General features: G+C 40.1%; 11 protein-coding genes. 3 read left to right on the forward strand and 8 right to left on the reverse strand.

The genetic code is table 11. The features are described 5' to 3' along the window. Positions 1–2 precede the first annotated feature (2 nt). The 3 genes from QE422_RS14690 to secD all read right to left on the reverse strand — a co-directional run bounded on the left by QE422_RS14690 (position 3) and on the right by secD (position 5,189). Complete coding sequence (locus tag QE422_RS14690) at positions 3–338, reverse strand: twin-arginine translocase TatA/TatE family subunit (protein ID WP_307459897.1); 336 nt, start codon at positions 336–338, stop codon at positions 3–5. A gap of 153 nt (positions 339–491) precedes the next feature. After that, positions 492–1,724 carry a TCR/Tet family MFS transporter gene (locus QE422_RS14695; RefSeq protein ID WP_307459900.1) on the reverse strand — a complete coding sequence of 411 codons (1,233 nt, stop codon included), beginning with the start codon at positions 1,722–1,724 and terminating at the stop codon, positions 492–494. A gap of 555 nt (positions 1,725–2,279) precedes the next feature. Then, positions 2,280–5,189 (reverse strand): protein translocase subunit SecD, encoded by a 2,910-nt coding sequence (gene secD / locus QE422_RS14700; protein ID WP_307459902.1) that lies wholly within the window; start codon positions 5,187–5,189, stop codon positions 2,280–2,282. A 213-nt stretch (positions 5,190–5,402) separates the two neighbouring features. Between secD and QE422_RS14705 the strand changes: the two genes are divergently transcribed. Further along, positions 5,403–6,764 carry a PQQ-dependent sugar dehydrogenase gene (locus QE422_RS14705; protein ID WP_307459905.1) on the forward strand — a complete coding sequence of 454 codons (1,362 nt, stop codon included), beginning with the start codon at positions 5,403–5,405 and terminating at the stop codon, positions 6,762–6,764. 31 nt (positions 6,765–6,795) lie between these two features. On the opposite strand, the gene QE422_RS14710 is transcribed toward QE422_RS14705, so the two are convergent. Both QE422_RS14710 and hemN read right to left on the reverse strand, forming a co-directional pair. Further along, the gene (locus QE422_RS14710; protein WP_307459908.1) at positions 6,796–8,004 is read right to left on the reverse strand and encodes a hypothetical protein; all 1,209 of its coding nucleotides are present in this window, start codon (positions 8,002–8,004) and stop codon (positions 6,796–6,798) included. A gap of 3 nt (positions 8,005–8,007) precedes the next feature. Continuing rightward, complete coding sequence (gene hemN, locus QE422_RS14715) at positions 8,008–9,366, reverse strand: oxygen-independent coproporphyrinogen III oxidase (protein WP_307459911.1); 1,359 nt, start codon at positions 9,364–9,366, stop codon at positions 8,008–8,010. A gap of 383 nt (positions 9,367–9,749) precedes the next feature. Between hemN and QE422_RS14720 the strand changes: the two genes are divergently transcribed. Further along, positions 9,750–10,928, forward strand: a complete 1,179-nt coding sequence (locus QE422_RS14720) for a hypothetical protein (RefSeq protein WP_307459913.1) — start codon at positions 9,750–9,752, stop codon at positions 10,926–10,928. Then, positions 10,925–12,175, forward strand: coding sequence for a hypothetical protein (locus QE422_RS14725; protein WP_307459915.1), 1,251 nt, complete (start codon positions 10,925–10,927; stop codon positions 12,173–12,175). The genes QE422_RS14720 and QE422_RS14725 overlap by 4 nt, the downstream gene beginning before the upstream one ends. A gap of 69 nt (positions 12,176–12,244) precedes the next feature. Here QE422_RS14725 and QE422_RS14730 read toward each other — a convergent pair whose 3' ends face one another. The 3 genes from QE422_RS14730 to QE422_RS14740 are packed head-to-tail and all read right to left on the reverse strand — an operon-like array spanning position 12,245 to position 16,061. Further along, positions 12,245–14,743, reverse strand: a complete 2,499-nt coding sequence (locus tag QE422_RS14730) for an Hsp70 family protein (protein ID WP_307459917.1) — start codon at positions 14,741–14,743, stop codon at positions 12,245–12,247. A gap of 3 nt (positions 14,744–14,746) precedes the next feature. Continuing rightward, entirely contained in the window at positions 14,747–15,037 is a 291-nt protein-coding gene (locus tag QE422_RS14735; protein ID WP_307459919.1) for a hypothetical protein, read from the reverse strand. Positions 15,038–15,071: 34 nt separating this feature from the next. Beyond that, positions 15,072–16,061, reverse strand: a complete 990-nt coding sequence (locus QE422_RS14740; RefSeq protein WP_307459922.1) for a glycosyl hydrolase — start codon at positions 16,059–16,061, stop codon at positions 15,072–15,074. Positions 16,062–16,135 lie beyond the last annotated feature (74 nt).

The following is a 16,135-nucleotide window of genomic DNA, read 5'->3' on the forward strand; positions in this document are numbered from 1 at the left end:
TCCTATCTGCTTACAGGTCCTTCATAGGTTTCGTCGTCAGAAGGCTTGGGTTTCGGAAGTTCATTGGATGCCTGCGGCTCGGTAAGGGTTTCCTTCTGAACATCATTCATCGGGTTGTAATCTTTTGCCGCATCCTTTACTTTCTCAATTTCACGCTTGATTTCGGAAACAGGATTATCTGTTTCTTTCATGATTTCTGTTTTGATATCTTCCACGGCACCACGCATTTTACGTACGCCAGCGCCCAGGTCGCGTGCAATCTGAGGAAGTTTGTCCGGTCCGAATAATACAACGATTGCCACGGCAATCAGTGCCATTTCTCCAATGCTTAATTCCATATGGTAAAATTACGAAAGTTATACGAAACTGGATGTTAAATATTAATTTTTAATGAAATATTAAGTTTTGATTATCTACATATTCCGCTAGATGACATTTCTAAATAAAAAGAGCAACTCCCAAAACGAATTGCCTTTTTTAAATATTTAGGTTTAAATCTCCTGATTTTTAATTCCTTTTCTTTTAAAATTAAAATACGTAATCACTACGCTGACCGACATTAAAATAAATGCCAGGAAAAAAGGTGCTCCCGGAAATTTCAGGGAAGAATCGTCTTTACTGAACTGATAATACAGGCTGGCCATCAGCGGCGGGCCAATCGTGGAGGTAACGCTCATCAGGCTGGTTAATGCCCCCTGCAGTTCTCCCTGCTCATTGGCAGCAACATTTTTGGTGATTACAGATTGCAGGGACGGTCCGCAGATTCCGCCCAGACAGTAAGGAATAAGAATGGCAAACATCATCCAGCCCTCTGTGGCAAAAGAAAACAGCAGCATCCCCATCGCATACATGCCAAGACCTATGTAGATACTTTTGTATTCCCCAAGTTTCGGGGTTGTCCATCTGATCAGAACACCCTGTACAAGCGCGACAAGGATACCGACAACTCCCAAAGAGACTCCAACGGTAAATTCGCTCCATTTAAACTGACCGATGGTAAAAAAGCTCCAGTTGCTCTGCACGGCGTGGCCCGCGACATATACAAGAAAAAGAGCAGCTACCAGCCCGGAAAGCTCGGGATGCCTGAACAAAAATTTAAGCGATCCGATGGGATTGGCGCGTTTCCAGTCGAATTCCCTTCTTTTATCCTTATCCAGACTTTCAGGAAGGATAAAATAACCATAAAGGAAATTAACAAGACATAATATCGCCGCTGCATAAAAAGGCATTCTCGCCCCGAAATGTCCCAAAGCGCCGCCAATCAGCGGACCAATAATAAAGCCCAAGCCGAATGCAGCCCCAATAAGCCCGAAGTTTTTTGCGCGGTCTTCATCTGTAGAAATATCGGCAATATAAGCACTGGCCGTCGTAAAACTCGCACCGGTAATCCCGGCAATAACTCTTCCGACAAAAAGCAGCCAGATCGTAGGAGCAATAGCCAGGAAAATATAGTCTACGGTAAACCCGAAAAGGGATATCAGAATAATCGGCCTTCTTCCGAATTTATCACTCAGGTTTCCGACCACGGGAGAAAATACGAACTGGGTAAAGGCATATGCAAAACTCAGCCAGCCGCCGTATTTTGCAGCTTCTCTTACATTTCCGTGGATGAGCTCCTCAATAAGCTTCGGAATCACAGGGATAATAATTCCCAGGCCAATTACATCAATCAGCAGGGTAATAAAGATAAAGCCAATGGCCGCCTTTTTCTTCGAATTTTCCATATTGCTGCAAAAATAGCGAAATCAGGGATAATTTGGAAATGTGAAGGGTGAATAGTGATGGTGAATGGTGAATTGTCAATTTGCTGGGCAAGTGAATTTTCTACAACTGGAAATTGACCATTGACTCGAAGAAATTGACCATTGACAAAATGGGAACGCTCAATGGTCAATTTTGCTGCGCAAGTGAATTTTTCATCAACTACAATTGACCATTGACTCGGAGAAATTGACCATTGACAAAATAGGAATGCTCAATGGTCAATTTTGCTGCGCAAGTGAATTTTTCATCAACTACAATTGACCATTGACTCGGAGAAATTGACCATTGACAAAATAGGAATGCTCAATGGTCAATTTTGCTTCGCAAGTGAATTGTATAACACGCCAAATTCACCATTGACCCCGAAGGAAATTCACTATTGACATCAGGAAAGGCCATCCTTATTCCCAAAGGTCAACTGCCGCAATTTAACCTTAGACTTTAAACCCTAAACTTTAAACCAAAAAAAGCCTTTCATTACTGAAAGGCTTTTTTCTTATTTATTGTAGTATACATTATTTTGAAGCAAGTACTTCTTTAGTCGTTGTCGTCTTGCCGTGAACTTCGTCTTCCTTACCTGTTTTCAGGAAGTCGTAAGCGATAGCCGATGCAACGAAGATCGATGAATAAGTACCAAATCCGATACCGATTAACATCGCAAACATAAATCCTCTCAGGTTATCTCCACCAAAGATGAAGATCGCCAGGATCACCAAAATGGTAGTGAATGAGGTGTTGAATGTTCTACCCAATGTGCTCGAAATAGAGTCATCGAATAATCCTGCCAATGTTAAAGATTTCTTCTCTCTCAGGTACTCCCTGATTCTGTCGAAGATAATTACCGTATCGTTGATAGAGTATCCCAATACCGTAAGAATCGCAGCAACAAAATCCTGGTTGATCTCCATGTTGAACGGCATATATTTATGAAGCAATGAATAAGCTCCAAGAATAATTACCGCATCGTGGAACAAGGCTGCTACTGCACCTAAAGAGAACTGCCATTTTCTGAATCGTACCAAAATGTATATGAAGATCATTGCCAACGCAGCTACAACGGCGTAGATTCCGTGCACCTGAATATCATCAGCAACAGAAGGTCCTACTTTTTCGGAAGAAACAATTCCGGCGTGATCCTTGTCTGCAGATTTGAAATCTTTCAGGGTGGTTCCGGCAGGTAAGTTTGATTTTAAACCTTCAAACAATTTCTGTTCGATAATCTGGTCAGCTTTCAGAGATTCGTCTTCGATAAGATAATCCGTAGAGATTTTTAACTGCTTTTCGTTTCCGAAAGTTTTAGCCTCAACAGAAGAGTTTTTCCCATCTTTCGTTTTGAAAAGTGCTACTAATTTTTCTTCAATATCTTCAGCTTTTACATTTTTATCGAATCGCACGACATAGTTTCTACCTCCGGTAAAGTCGATACCGTATTTGAAGCCGTGTGTAGCGATAGAAATGATACAAACTACCGTTAAAATAGCTGAGAAGATATAAGCATACTTTCTCTTTCCAATGAAATCGATCCAGGTATTTCTGAACAGGTTTTTCGTTGCCGGAGTCCATACGGAAAGTCCTTTTCCTTTATTTAATCTCGAGAAGATCATTGCTCTGGAAAGAAGTACGGAGGTGAATAACGTCATCGCAATACCGATCATTAACGTCAGTGCAAAACCTTTAATAGGTCCTGTTCCGAAGAAGAACAATACAACTGCAGTTAAGAACGTAGTCGTGTGACCGTCGATAATCGCATTCAAAGCATGTTTGAAACCGTCTTTGTACGCTTCCAGGATACTTTTCCCTGCAAATAATTCTTCTTTTGTTCTTTCGTAAATAATTACGTTCGTGTCGACCGCGACTGCCATCGTCAGAACGATACCTGCGATCCCCGGAAGGGTTAGGGTAAAGTCACCCGAATCCATAATTCCGAAAATGTAGAATAAGTTGATAACCATTGCAATTACCGCATATACACCCGCTCCACCGTAGTAGAAAATAATGTAAACGATAATGATAGCAAATGCAATGATGAATGACATTAAACCGGAATCAATAGCTTCCTGCCCTAATGACGGACCTACTACCGTAGCCTGAACTACTTTTGCACCCGCCGGCAATTTTCCTGCTCCTAAAACGTCTACCAATTCTTTCGCCTCTTCCTGAGAGAAGTTTCCGGAGATCTGTGTTCTACCGTTTGGAATGGCATTTACAACGTTCGGTGCCGTGTATACCCTGTTATCTAAGGTAACCGCTACCGGCTTCCCTACGTTTTTCTCGGTAAGGGTTTTCCATTCTTTAGCACCTTTGGAATCCATCTGCATATCTACTACAACTCTGCTTAATTCGTCATAGCCGATGTTTGCACTTTCCACAGCACCGTCTACCGGAGCTTTCTGGTTGATGTTTCCTCTGATCGCATATAATACAAGGCTTTCCGCATCATTAGCTTCAGGCTTGTATCCCCACATAAATTGGGTATATTTTATGTTGGCAGGACGTAAAGACTGAGCCACTTTGCTGTTCAAGATTTTGTTTACAGCAGCTGTGTCAGATAATTTTACATTGGCTACCCCATTGGTTCTTAACTTGTCGATGTGTAAAAGATTCATGAAGTTCGTGCTCTTAGCCACTCCCATAGAATCTCCTTTTGCAGCGATAACCGAAGTTAATGTCTGGAAATAAGGTGCTACTTCAGGAACCTGCTGTACTTCCCAGAACTGCAGTTTTGCAGAGGTCTGAAGCATCTTCTTCACTTTATCGATGTCCTTCATCCCCGGCATTTCCACAGAAATTCTCGCAGTACCCGGAACTCTCTGAACGTTCGGCTGGATCGCTCCAAGCTTATCGATTCTGGTTCTGATTACTTCGAAAGCTGTTCCTACAGAAGCATCGATTTTTCTTTTGACGATGTTTTTTACCTGATCATCAGGCGTGTTGTACTTTACTTCCGTAAGCGTAGTATTTCCGAAAAGCTCCGGATCCGCCAACTTTAGGTTTGTACCTTTAGCTCTGTTGATTGCATCGAACTGCTCAAAGAAATTGTCGATGTAAGATTTTGTGGAATTCTTCTGAACTTCATCCGTTTTGTTTAAAGCCTCGATCAGAATCGGGTTAGTAGAATAATTCGTTAAATCATTCACAAGATCCCTCTGGTTGATCTCCAAAAGAACGTTGATCCCGCCTTTAAGGTCAAGACCAAGCTTCATTTCCTTCTCTTGGGCTTTGGTGTAATAAAGTTTAGTGAATCCCAGATTCAGCGTATCCTTCGAAAGTTTTGCAATCTCTTTCTGATACTTTTCCGGATTGTCTCCTGCAACAGCAGTTGCCTGCCTTTCAATTTTGCCGGCGTACCATGTTGGTAATAGCTCGTTTAAGCAAATTAACCCTAGTACAATAGCAACAATTGTAATAAGTCCTTTTCCTTGCATTTTGTTATAACTACGTTAAATTAAGTCGGCAAATATAATCATTTTCTTGAATTTTATGAATTTTAAGTACAGAAATCGTTTATTTTCAGACATATCGGCAGTCTTATTTTTATTTAAGATTCCATATTTTTTTTGTGGTATATAAAGGAAGTTTTCAAAGCTCCATTGGTACGGAATTTTCACTCAGTTTAATGCACTAAATATCAAAATATTATGAAAAAACTACTTTTTTATGCAAGTCTTTTTTCTTCCTGTATGTTTAATGCCCAGAGCATTACACTGGAAGAATTTGCGACCGGGTTTACCGCGCCCGTAGAAATGGTACATGCGAACGACAGCCGCATGTTTGTAGTACAGCAAAACGGAATCATTAAAATCTTACAAGCCAATGGAACAGTAAATTCTACTAATTTTTTAAACATCAGCTCTAAAATCACTTATGGAGGAGAAAGAGGCCTTCTCGGACTGGCATTTCACCCGCAATACCCTACGAACGGGTATTTTTTTGTTTATTACAACGACACTAGCGGAAACATTACGGTAGCCCGGTACACCAGAAGCACGACTAATCCGGATCTGGCAGATCCTTCAACGGAAAAGATCATCCTGAACGTACCGAAGCCTTTCGATAACCACAATGGCGGAAGTATCCACTTTGCACCCGACGGCTATCTCTGGGTAGTGACCGGTGACGGAGGAAGCGGCGGAGATCCGAACAATAATGCCCAGAACAAAAATTCCCTGTTGGGTAAACTGTTAAGGCTGGACATCAATTCCACCGGCGCTTATAATATTCCGGCGGGAAATCCTTTTGTGGGAATCGACGGAGCTGATGAAGTCTGGGCCTACGGGTTACGGAATGCCTGGAAATTTAATTTTGATACCGCTTCCGGCAATGTCATGATTGCAGATGTCGGCCAGGGCCAGATTGAAGAAATCAACCGGATGCCTTTAACCCAGGCGGGAATCAATTACGGCTGGAGATGCTATGAAGGCAATAATTCCTATAATACGACAGGTTGTGCTGCCCAATCGACAATGACATTTCCTGTGGCGGCTTACGATCATTCAGGCGGAAAATGTTCTATTACCGGAGGATATGTTTACCGCGGAACCCAATATCCGGCTTTGCAGGGTAGGTATTTCTTCGCCGATTACTGTTCCACCCAGATCGGAAGCCTCAATCCGGATGATTCCATTACGTGGAGCGCTGCTTCTACCGGAAATAATTTTTCCACTTTCGGAATAAATAATCAGAATGAACTTTTTGTAGCTGCCCTGAACGGAAAAATCTTCAGGCTGACGACTTCAGTATTAGGCACTCAGGAAAGTGATCTTTCAACCTCAATAAAGGTCTATCCTAATCCGGCTTCAAAAGCCGTTTTCATTGAAGGACTAAAGGATAAAAATGCCCATATTGAGATCATCAACTTCGAAGGCAGAAGAGTATTGGAGCAGGGAAAGATCGAAAGTGACAACAGCATCAATATTTCAGGAATTCCGGCGGGCGTTTACTTCATCAATATCAATTCAGGAAATCTAAAATCGTACAGTAAAAAATTAATTATCAAATAATTTTTTTTCAGATAGTTTTTAAGGCCTCAATTCAAACTCTTTTTGGTTGGGGCTTTTTTAATGCATACAACAGTAGAAATACAGGTATGATAAGAATGAGTTTAATAGGCAAAGAAAACCGCTCTGTTTCTTCATCAAACAGTACATTCGGAATCAAGGTAACCAGCAGAAAGGAAATGATAAAAAAGACAGTTTCAACAGCTGACAAATCTTTCACCTCTGCATTTTTAATATTCCGTGAACTCAAAATCCAGAAACCTAAAAACAGAATCATAAAAGGAAAAGTCCAGATCCTGTACGTATCATAGGCAATGGAATGTAACAATAAAGGAAAGAATGAAACAGCTGCCAATACAATAAATAACACAACATGTTCCTTCAATTTAAATTCTTTAAAAATCATCCACAATAAAAAGAGAATGGGAATCCCATAATATATTGTCGCTTTTGAAATAAATACCCTTTGAATAAAATGTCCTTTCTGTTCCTGAAAAGAAAGAGAAAAGCTTTGGGTATAAGCAGAGGTAACCGATTGGGCTACATTTTCCGGAATAAACGAAATGCTTTTAAGATGACGCAGCACTGTAAAAGCATAGTCCTGTCCGCTATGCTCATGAAAAAAAGACACAAAAATAACCGCTAAAACAGGCAATCCTGAGAATAAAGCCAGTTTCTTCATGATGCCGGATGAAAAAACATTTTTAAACAGAAACGGTTCGGCCGGACGCTCAAAGGCAAGCACTGCAAAAACACTTACCGGAAGCAGCAGGAATAAGGAAATTTCATGAATGAAGACACAGAACACAGCAATAAATGATGCTAAAAACAGTTTTTTTCTTCTGATTAAATAAATAACCGGTAGGGCCAGCAGAAAAACAAGATGTTCCAGATAACCGATTAGATGGGCCGAAAATACAATGTATTGTGAAAGCAGAAATATGACAAAAAATGCCAGCGTATAAACGCTTTTTTCTCTTCTTATGGTTTCTCTTACGGCAATACCAATAATAGCTGCATACAGCAAAAACAAAATCACCACGGAAAGTGCAAAAATCGAAGATTCGTCTTTCTCAAAAAACCAGCCGAAAATTTCGCCGCCCAGCCCTCTTTTAATAAACCCGAATCGGTAATCCATCATCCAGTGCGATTCCGCCCATTTGTTAGGAAATCTTGCAGTTTTTGCAACACTGAAAATTAAGGCATACAGATAGGTGCAAACCAAAAGAAGCTTCCTGCTCATGCACTAGATCGTCATTGAGAAAATCCGGGTTTCCGGCTTGTTTCTCATCATCCTGAGATCGAAAACCATCGCTACGTTTCTTGTAAAAGCCCTTCCCTTTTCAGTAATCTGGATATGACGCCCGTTGATTTCCACCAACTCGTCCTTTTCCATTTCTTCAAGCATTTCAAAAGCGTTCTGCAGTTCAGGAAAAGAATTCTGCGCATCAAAAGTGGTTTCCAGCTGACACATCAGATTCAGAATATGCCTTCTCATGGTAAGGTCTTCCTCACTTAAAATGTGACCTTTTACCACCGGGATTTCGCCTTCTTCCACCATCTTCTGATATTCTTCTACGGTTTTTACATTCTGTGCAAAAGCATACCATGAATCCGAGATTGCCGACATTCCCAAGCCAACCATCAGCTGCGTTTTGCTTGAGGTATATCCCATGAAGTTTCTATGCAGCTTTTTTTGGATCAGAGACTGGTACAAATCATCATGCTCCAGGGAGAAGTGGTCCATCCCGACTTCGATATAGCCCAACTCTTCCAGCAACTTTTTGCCGTCTTCATACAGCCGGCGTTTTTCTTCACCGCTTGGAAGGTCGTTTTCATCAAAACCTCTCTGTCCTACCCCTTTTATCCAGGGAACGTGTGCATAAGAATAGAAAGCCAGACGGTCGGGTTTCAGTTCCATGGTTTTGCGGATGGTGTTTTCCATCGCTTCCCAGGTCTGGTGTGGCAGTCCAAATACCAAATCATGACTGATTCCGCGATACCCGATTTCTTTAGCCCATTCGGTTACTTCCTTTACCTTTTCGAAAGTCTGGATCCGGTTGATGGCTTTCTGTACTTTAGGGTCGTAATCCTGAACCCCGAAGCTTACCCTTCTGAATCCTAAGTCGTATAGAGTCTGAAGATGTTCGCGGGTGGTGTTATTCGGGTGTCCTTCAAAAGAAAATTCCTGATCTTCCGCAATCTCCACCGTTTCAAAAATCCCCTGTAAAAGAGCTTTTAAATTCTGCGGAGAAAAGAAGGTAGGCGTTCCGCCGCCAAGGTGCAATTCTTTCAGCTTCGGTTTTTCATTAAACATCCGAAGATACAGCTGCCATTCTTTCAGCACGCTTTCCAGATACGGAATTTCCACACTGTGCTGCTTCGTGATCCGCTTGTGACAGGCACAGAACGTACATAAAGCCTCACAGAAAGGCAGGTGAATATAAATAGAGATCCCTTCATCTGCATTCGACTCCTTGAAAGTCCTGATCACGCTCTGCTTCCAAAGTTCCGGAGAGAAAGAATTTTCATCCCAATAAGGAACGGTAGGATAAGAGGTGTAACGCGGACCGGGAATATTATATTTATCTATTAAAGAATTCATTTTCTGTTTTAAAAATATTAGCGTGAACTTTATCAAAGCTTCACAATGCAAAATTAAATATATCCTATGAATTTTGAATCATGAAATATATTAGGCTGTTTTTCCGAAATTTATAATGAGTCTAAATACTCTCGGCATTTTAAAATCCTGTATGCAAAGATAAAGTGAAAATATCGGTTAAGAAAACGATATCTTCTATAGGTAAGATTTAGAAATCTAATCTGTAAATTAACTGTTCTTAATGATCTGTAGTGTTATCGCGATTAAAATTCTGACAGCCTTAGATTAGCTGAATAAATGACTTGATATATTTATACGAACTTTTACCATTTAAATAAAGAATTTAAACAGGTTTTCTTTTATTTTGCAAAAACATTAAGATCATGATCAACTTCAGTCTTCGAGAATTTGTAAACGATAACCTCAACAATTTTGATCCCCGGAATTCTCAGGATTTGATAAAGGCCGAAAAACTGCTGAAGGCCGAGAGCAAACTGAACAAAACATTCAGCATCAATGAAATCGAGGAATTTTTAGACTATCTGAAAAACCAGACACAGGAATTTAAGCATGTTCTTAATCTTCCTGTCATCAAAAGCATCTACCATGATGTGTATCCTGAAAACCTAAGCAGAAAACCCGACCTGAGAGATATTCCGGAACATGAAATTGAAGAGTTCAGGGAGATTTTTTCGCCTTACCTTGAGGAATTTATTTCGGTAAGCATCCGGAACAATCAGTGGCAGAACCTGATCTTTTTTCAACACTTTTATTCGCGGTTTTTTAGCACCGAAAGCCTTGATTTTTATAAAGAACTGCTTCATGACAAGAATGATCTTATCATCGACGGTATTATGAGAAATGATGACATGGTGATCTTTCGGAAAAATTATCCTTTTGCCGTCGACAAAAAATTCTATTACCTGCAGTCGCTGGTTGATAACTTTGAATTTGATAACGACATCCTGACCATCAACAATGCCGTTGCCGAAAACCAGAAGACCTCGGTTGACAATAAAGTCGTACTGGGCGAGATCCTTATGGCCATTCTTCATTTTACGGCAGCCAGCGAGGTTACCCGAAACATCATCCGTCAGAATCAGGCGGTGGCTGAGGACTGGAAGAACCAGAAAAGCGGTTTTTTCAATAACCTCGCGTACGGAATTGCCAATTATTTTGCAAACATTCAGAATTCGGGTTTCGTGTTGTTTCTGTCCATCGTTATTTTAGGACTGTATTTATTAAGTTATTTCTTTGTGATCACGTTAGGTAGTAATGCGATTATATTTTACGCCATTGCCAATGCTATTATTCTTTATTTGGCGTACCGGAATTTTAAATATTATTTCAACTTTTTCAATCCTAAAGACCTTACGGAAACATTGGCAAAATTAGCAGGGACTTTACTCATTACACTCACAACAGGTTTTCCTATACTGCTGGTGATAGGATTTGGAATCATATATGCAATTGCCTCTTTTTCCGGCGGAAAATTCCCTGCTGGAGTTTTTCTGCCGCTTGTTTTTATAGGAGTAAAACTTTTTAAGAACAGAGATCAATGAAACACTTACAGCTCCTGGAGATCGTTACAGAAATCCTTCCTGATTTTAACGCAAAAAATTCTTCAGACCTGATCAAAGCTGAGAAGATCTTAAAAGCCCATCAAAAAATCCATTCAGAATTTTCAGTAAATGATATTGAAAGCTTTCTTACTTTTTTCAAAGAGAATGGCAACAGATTCAATGTTCTTTTTGAGGATGAAAATCTTTTAAAAATACTGAATAATGAATATTTCGAGATTGATTCCGGCCACAACAGGATTTTTCCTAATATTATGGAAATTACCCCAGCCTTCAGAACATTTTCTGAAGAGCCGGTGAAATATTTTATCCAGGTGAACATCAGGCATCATAACTGGAAAAACCTGAGGATATTTTATAAAAATTACTTTCCGGTCATCAGTCCTATAGTGAAAGATTTCCTGATGGACCAACTGACACAGAAAAACAATCTTATAAGATCCGTTATTCCGCAGCACGATTACTATTATTACCTGACGGATCAGTACAGGCATGGCATCAACCCTTACTTCTACGCTTTACAGTCGGACATCGATGCAGCTTATTTTAACGAAGAAATCATGGCCATTAACAATGTAATTTCCGATAATCAGAACACGGAGATGTACTTAAAAGTATTTTTGGGAAGGGTTTTGATGGCACTCGAACATTTTGACGCCTACACAGAGGAACTTAGGGACCTATTGAAAAACAATTCGAAGATCGGCGCCGAGTGGGCCGGTAAAGAAATGGTTTTCCACCGGGAACTTACGGAGGAAAGTTTCAGGCAAAGACGACGGGAAATGCAGCAGACCGGAAATTACAACTGGCCTCATAGAAACACGAAGCCCAGAAGTAAACGGTCGGAATGGATGATAGCCGCAATCTATTACCTTATCATTTTTGGTATTTTTGCTGCTCTATACGATATAAGCGATAGATTATTTGCAGTTGTTTTCGTATTAGAAATGATTATTTTTCTGTTTACAAACAGTACCATGAACAAGAAATATGGAAAGAGGGCTGAAGCAAAAGACCAATCCTGGTTAGGAAAAAACAAGAAATTAGGTTACAAGCTGATGCAGCTTCAGCTTTACACCATTACCATCGCGGTTTTTATCATGATCTTTGCCGGCTATCTTCGTTCATGGTACGATTACCCTCTTTTTGCTATCGTATTTACAATTATTGGTCCGTACATAATTATGAAGGAAATGGATAAGATTAAGAAGAAACGCTCAAAACAATAACATCGGGCTGAAACCCGACGTCAGCAGTTTTTTTGAATATCAACAAATTAAAACTGTTTATTCCGTTACTTACTTCAGTCCCAGATTTCCATCCTCATCATCAAACAGACTTCTGGGTTTTACTTTTAACAGATCATAAAGGCCGGAAACCACAAACTTCACTTCCTTGTAATTGTTGTTTTCTACCGCTCTGTCTCCGGTTTCAATGAGCTTCTGAAGTTTTTTCGGGTCACTGTACTCATCCGCATCGCGGAATTTATAGTGATAATACAGATTCACGTAGGATTCGTCGCGTTTATAGTAAATTTCGGTAAACAGCCTTTGTAGTTCACGGGATTTTCTCCGGATGACGGCTTTCTCGTTGGATTCCAGGAAGATCTTTTCGTCTTTTATAATTTTATGGAACTGGTCTTTCTGTCTTTGGGTACCTTCTTCCAGGATATTTTCAAGGTTTTTCTTATTTTCTTTATACTCATCCGCTTCATAGATGACATCCCGGAAACGAACCAGCCTGTCGTATTCCTGAAGTGCCCTTCTTTTTCTCTCATCCAACTGGAAAATTCTTTCGGTTGATTCGTCCTCCTCTACTTCAATCAGATCAAACTTGATCCTGAACAGTTCGTCTTTAATGGTTTTGAACTTTACCAGGATTCCCAAATCTTCTTCATTGGCATCATCAATATGTTCTACAAAACTCAGTTCCGATTCAATTTCATCAATGGTTCTATTAATGTCTTCCTCGAATTTTTCTTTGTTGATGTATTTCGTATGAGGATTGAATACTTCTTTCTTTTCGTAATCAACCGAGCTGATATATACGGACACCGACAAATCCCTTGACTCGCTCATGCTGAATTTCAGTTCGATATCCATGCCTTTCAGCAGGTTAACAGGCATATCCCTGCTGCTGATCTCGATATATCCGATATTCATATTGCTTGCCGGTAACGTCCCGGCTTTTCCCTCCAGAATGTTAATGACTAATTTATCGTCCGCTTCCCTGTTGAAATTTTTGGAAGTTGTTTTGTAAATGGTTTTGCTTAACGGCAGAATATCATTTTTTTTAAAAATTTTTTCCAGAAAAGTTCCGCCGAAGGCATCATCCACTTCCAGACAGATATCATTCGGGAGCGGCTGTCCCGAAATATTATAAATCCCATGATTAATGAAAATATTGCTTTTCTCAAAAACCGGATTCTGCTTATAATCGAAAATCGTCAGAGTAAAATTATTTGTCTGTTTCGGTAAGACTTTAATAAATTCCGAAAACTTATTTCTGAAAGCCATCACGCCGGTATCAAATCCACCGTCTTTTCGAATAATCCTGAAATAGCCTTCAAAGTTTTCCACTATTCCCACCAAAAGTTCTTCATCATCCTGGGTATTGACTTCATAAACCAGTTTTACCTCAATCTTATCCGAATTCTGATGCAGAGCTGCGTCCTGCTTTTTATCTTTTCTCTCAACGATGTTTTCTTTGGTTCCTGCAAAATACGCAGCACCTACCATAACTGCAGTTGTAGGATCAATGGAATTATCTACCGGAATCCCGAAGGTTTCTCTGAGGTATTCTCTGATGTAAGGAATGTATGTAGTTCCGCCGACAAGAATAATCCGTTCAATGTCTTCTGCCGATTTTTGATTTCCTTCCAGCAGTTTACTGATCAGCAGTCCGGTTTCTTCTATTTTTGTTGCAATCACTTCATTAAAATCATTCCTGGAAATTTCAAAATCGATGTAGTGATCGCCGTCATTCAGTTCCAGTTCTGAGAGGACTGTTTCTTTTAAAGAAAGCTCTTTCTTGATTTCCTCTGCCTTGTACAAAAGTTCGTAATACAGTTTTGTGTAGGCATGATCATGTTTAGACATTAACTTTTTAAACAGAAAATCTTCATTCAATACTTCTTCAATTTTAGGAACGAATAATTTTTCGATGATTAAATGGTCAAGATCTACTCCGCCCAAAAAGTTATTGCCTTCGTGATCGATGATCTTTAATTCCCTGTCATTAATCTTTACCAGCGCTGCATCAAATGTGCCACCTCCAAAGTCATACACCAGCCAGTTTTTTTCTGCCGTATGCTCAATATTCTGAAAATTGGCATAGGCCAGGCACGCAGCAATAGGTTCCTGAAGCAGAACCACCTGCTCAAATCCTGCATAAAGCCCAGCCTTTTTTGTGGCATTCGACTGCACCGTATCGAAAGATGCAGGGATGGTGATGACCATCGACTTCGGTTTTTCGTCGGGGATAAAACTTATCAGTTCCTTCAAAATCATGGATGAAAAATCGACCGGCGTTTTCTCTTCGTTGGTTGCTGAGACCAGATAACGGTGTTCGGTTCCCATTTTTCGTTTAAAGGAAGCAAAGACATCAGGATTACCGGATTTCAGCAGTTCCCTTGCTTTTTCTCCGATAAAAATACGGCCTTTCCGGTACGCAACGATAGAAGGCAGCGTGTCGCTGAATCCTACGGGATTTTTGTAAACGACCACTTTGCCGTCGGTAAATTTACAGATCCCTGAATTGGTAGTCCCGAGATCGATTCCAAAATTTATATTTTTCATGGCCTATTCTGCTATTACAATTCCTTTTTGCAGCAATACCAGTTCATTTCCATCCTTCTGAAAAATAGCAGGCTTCAGTACTTTCGTAACTAAGAGTCTCGAAGAATTCCCAATGATGTTTGCTTCAAGAGAAGTATCTCTGGAATCGTATGGTTTTCCGACTGGGTTGTTGATCACATAGCCCATTTCTTCCAGCTCATAATGGATTCTTTCAAAATTTCTTTCAAAAAGGGAAAGGTTCTGGTCACTCGCTTTTTTTTCTATTTCAAAAAGTTGATTGATGATGTTAAGCATAATCTTTTTTACAGATTGATCTGTTTTATAATGGTTATTTAATTTTCATTTTTACAATGCGGTCCTTTCCGGCAAAAACGACGGTATGCTGGTCTACCCATGCACAGGCATACAGATTCTTTTCATCGGAAATTTTCGTCCAGGTTTTTCCGAAGTCCGAAGAATAGCTGATGTGCTTATCTCCAACAGAAATTATCTCTTTTCCTTTGGAACCCGGTTTTATTTTTACACAAGTCGTATAGCCTGCATTTTTTCCCGATGCCTGAATATGCCAGGTCTTTCCGCCGTCGTTTGTGGTGGCGATATTATTGATATTGGCTTCCTGCCGGGTGTAATCTCCGCCTACTGCAACCCCAAAAGTATCGTTTAAGAAGTCGATAGAATAGATTCCTTGAGAAGATTCTCCCTGGATAATCGGTGTTTTAAATACCTGAAGTGTATTGTTCTTTAAATTCAATTTTAAAATTCTGGAAGCCTTACCACCGGTTGCGATCCATACATTCTTTGAAGTGGAAGCGATATTGGTGTTGCTGGCTGCGAAAGCAGCTTCCCCTTCATTTAGTATCACATCGTTTGCGACCTTTGTCCAGGTTCCGTTGTTTAAAATCATTAATTTCAGCCAATGGTCCTGGCCAGGATCGCTGAAGGTATAGGCAACGTTATTATTTACAAAATGAAGGGCATCGTAAAAAGCTGTCTTTGCCGTGTCCCTGAATACCACTTCCGATTTCAGACTTTTCTTATCAATCCTGAAAAATTCAGCAGGACTTTCAATATTCACCGCATAAAAAGCTTTTTTATCCTGTGCTAGGGTTCTGAATTGCAATTTCTTTTCAGATAATGCGATCTGCTTCTGGTTCGCCGTATTTTTTAAATCCACAAAACCGAATTTGGAATCTGTCCCGCTGTACCACACCTTCTGATCATACAGTTCGATGGCCCGGATGCTGATCTTGTCGTTAAATATCGTTTCCAAGCTTTCAATCTGCTGGGCGGATGCTGCCATTCCAACAAAGGCAAACATAAGGAGAAAGATTTTTTTCATATCCACAAAAATAAAAAATCCACAGAATTCTGTGGATTTTATTTATATCTATT

The sequence above is a fragment of the Chryseobacterium sp. SORGH_AS_0447 genome, assembly GCF_030818695.1.
Lineage (GTDB): Bacteria > Bacteroidota > Bacteroidia > Flavobacteriales > Weeksellaceae > Chryseobacterium.

What these genes read in the sequence shown, in the direction of transcription:
- QE422_RS14720 (WP_307459913.1), top strand. Translation starts at nt 9,750, where the DNA reads ATGATCAACTTCAGTCTTCGAGAATTTGTAAACGATAACCTCAACAAT.
- QE422_RS14695 (WP_307459900.1), bottom strand. Translation starts at nt 1,724, where the DNA reads ATGGAAAATTCGAAGAAAAAGGCGGCCATTGGCTTTATCTTTATTACC.
- QE422_RS14710 (WP_307459908.1), bottom strand. Translation starts at nt 8,004, where the DNA reads ATGAGCAGGAAGCTTCTTTTGGTTTGCACCTATCTGTATGCCTTAATT.
- QE422_RS14740 (WP_307459922.1), bottom strand. Translation starts at nt 16,061, where the DNA reads ATGTTTGCCTTTGTTGGAATGGCAGCATCCGCCCAGCAGATTGAAAGC.
- QE422_RS14735 (WP_307459919.1), bottom strand. Translation starts at nt 15,037, where the DNA reads ATGCTTAACATCATCAATCAACTTTTTGAAATAGAAAAAAAAGCGAGT.
- QE422_RS14725 (WP_307459915.1), top strand. Translation starts at nt 10,925, where the DNA reads ATGAAACACTTACAGCTCCTGGAGATCGTTACAGAAATCCTTCCTGAT.
- hemN (WP_307459911.1), bottom strand. Translation starts at nt 9,366, where the DNA reads ATGAATTCTTTAATAGATAAATATAATATTCCCGGTCCGCGTTACACC.
- secD (WP_307459902.1), bottom strand. Translation starts at nt 5,189, where the DNA reads ATGCAAGGAAAAGGACTTATTACAATTGTTGCTATTGTACTAGGGTTA.
- QE422_RS14730 (WP_307459917.1), bottom strand. Translation starts at nt 14,743, where the DNA reads ATGAAAAATATAAATTTTGGAATCGATCTCGGGACTACCAATTCAGGG.
- QE422_RS14690 (WP_307459897.1), bottom strand. Translation starts at nt 338, where the DNA reads ATGGAATTAAGCATTGGAGAAATGGCACTGATTGCCGTGGCAATCGTT.
- QE422_RS14705 (WP_307459905.1), top strand. Translation starts at nt 5,403, where the DNA reads ATGAAAAAACTACTTTTTTATGCAAGTCTTTTTTCTTCCTGTATGTTT.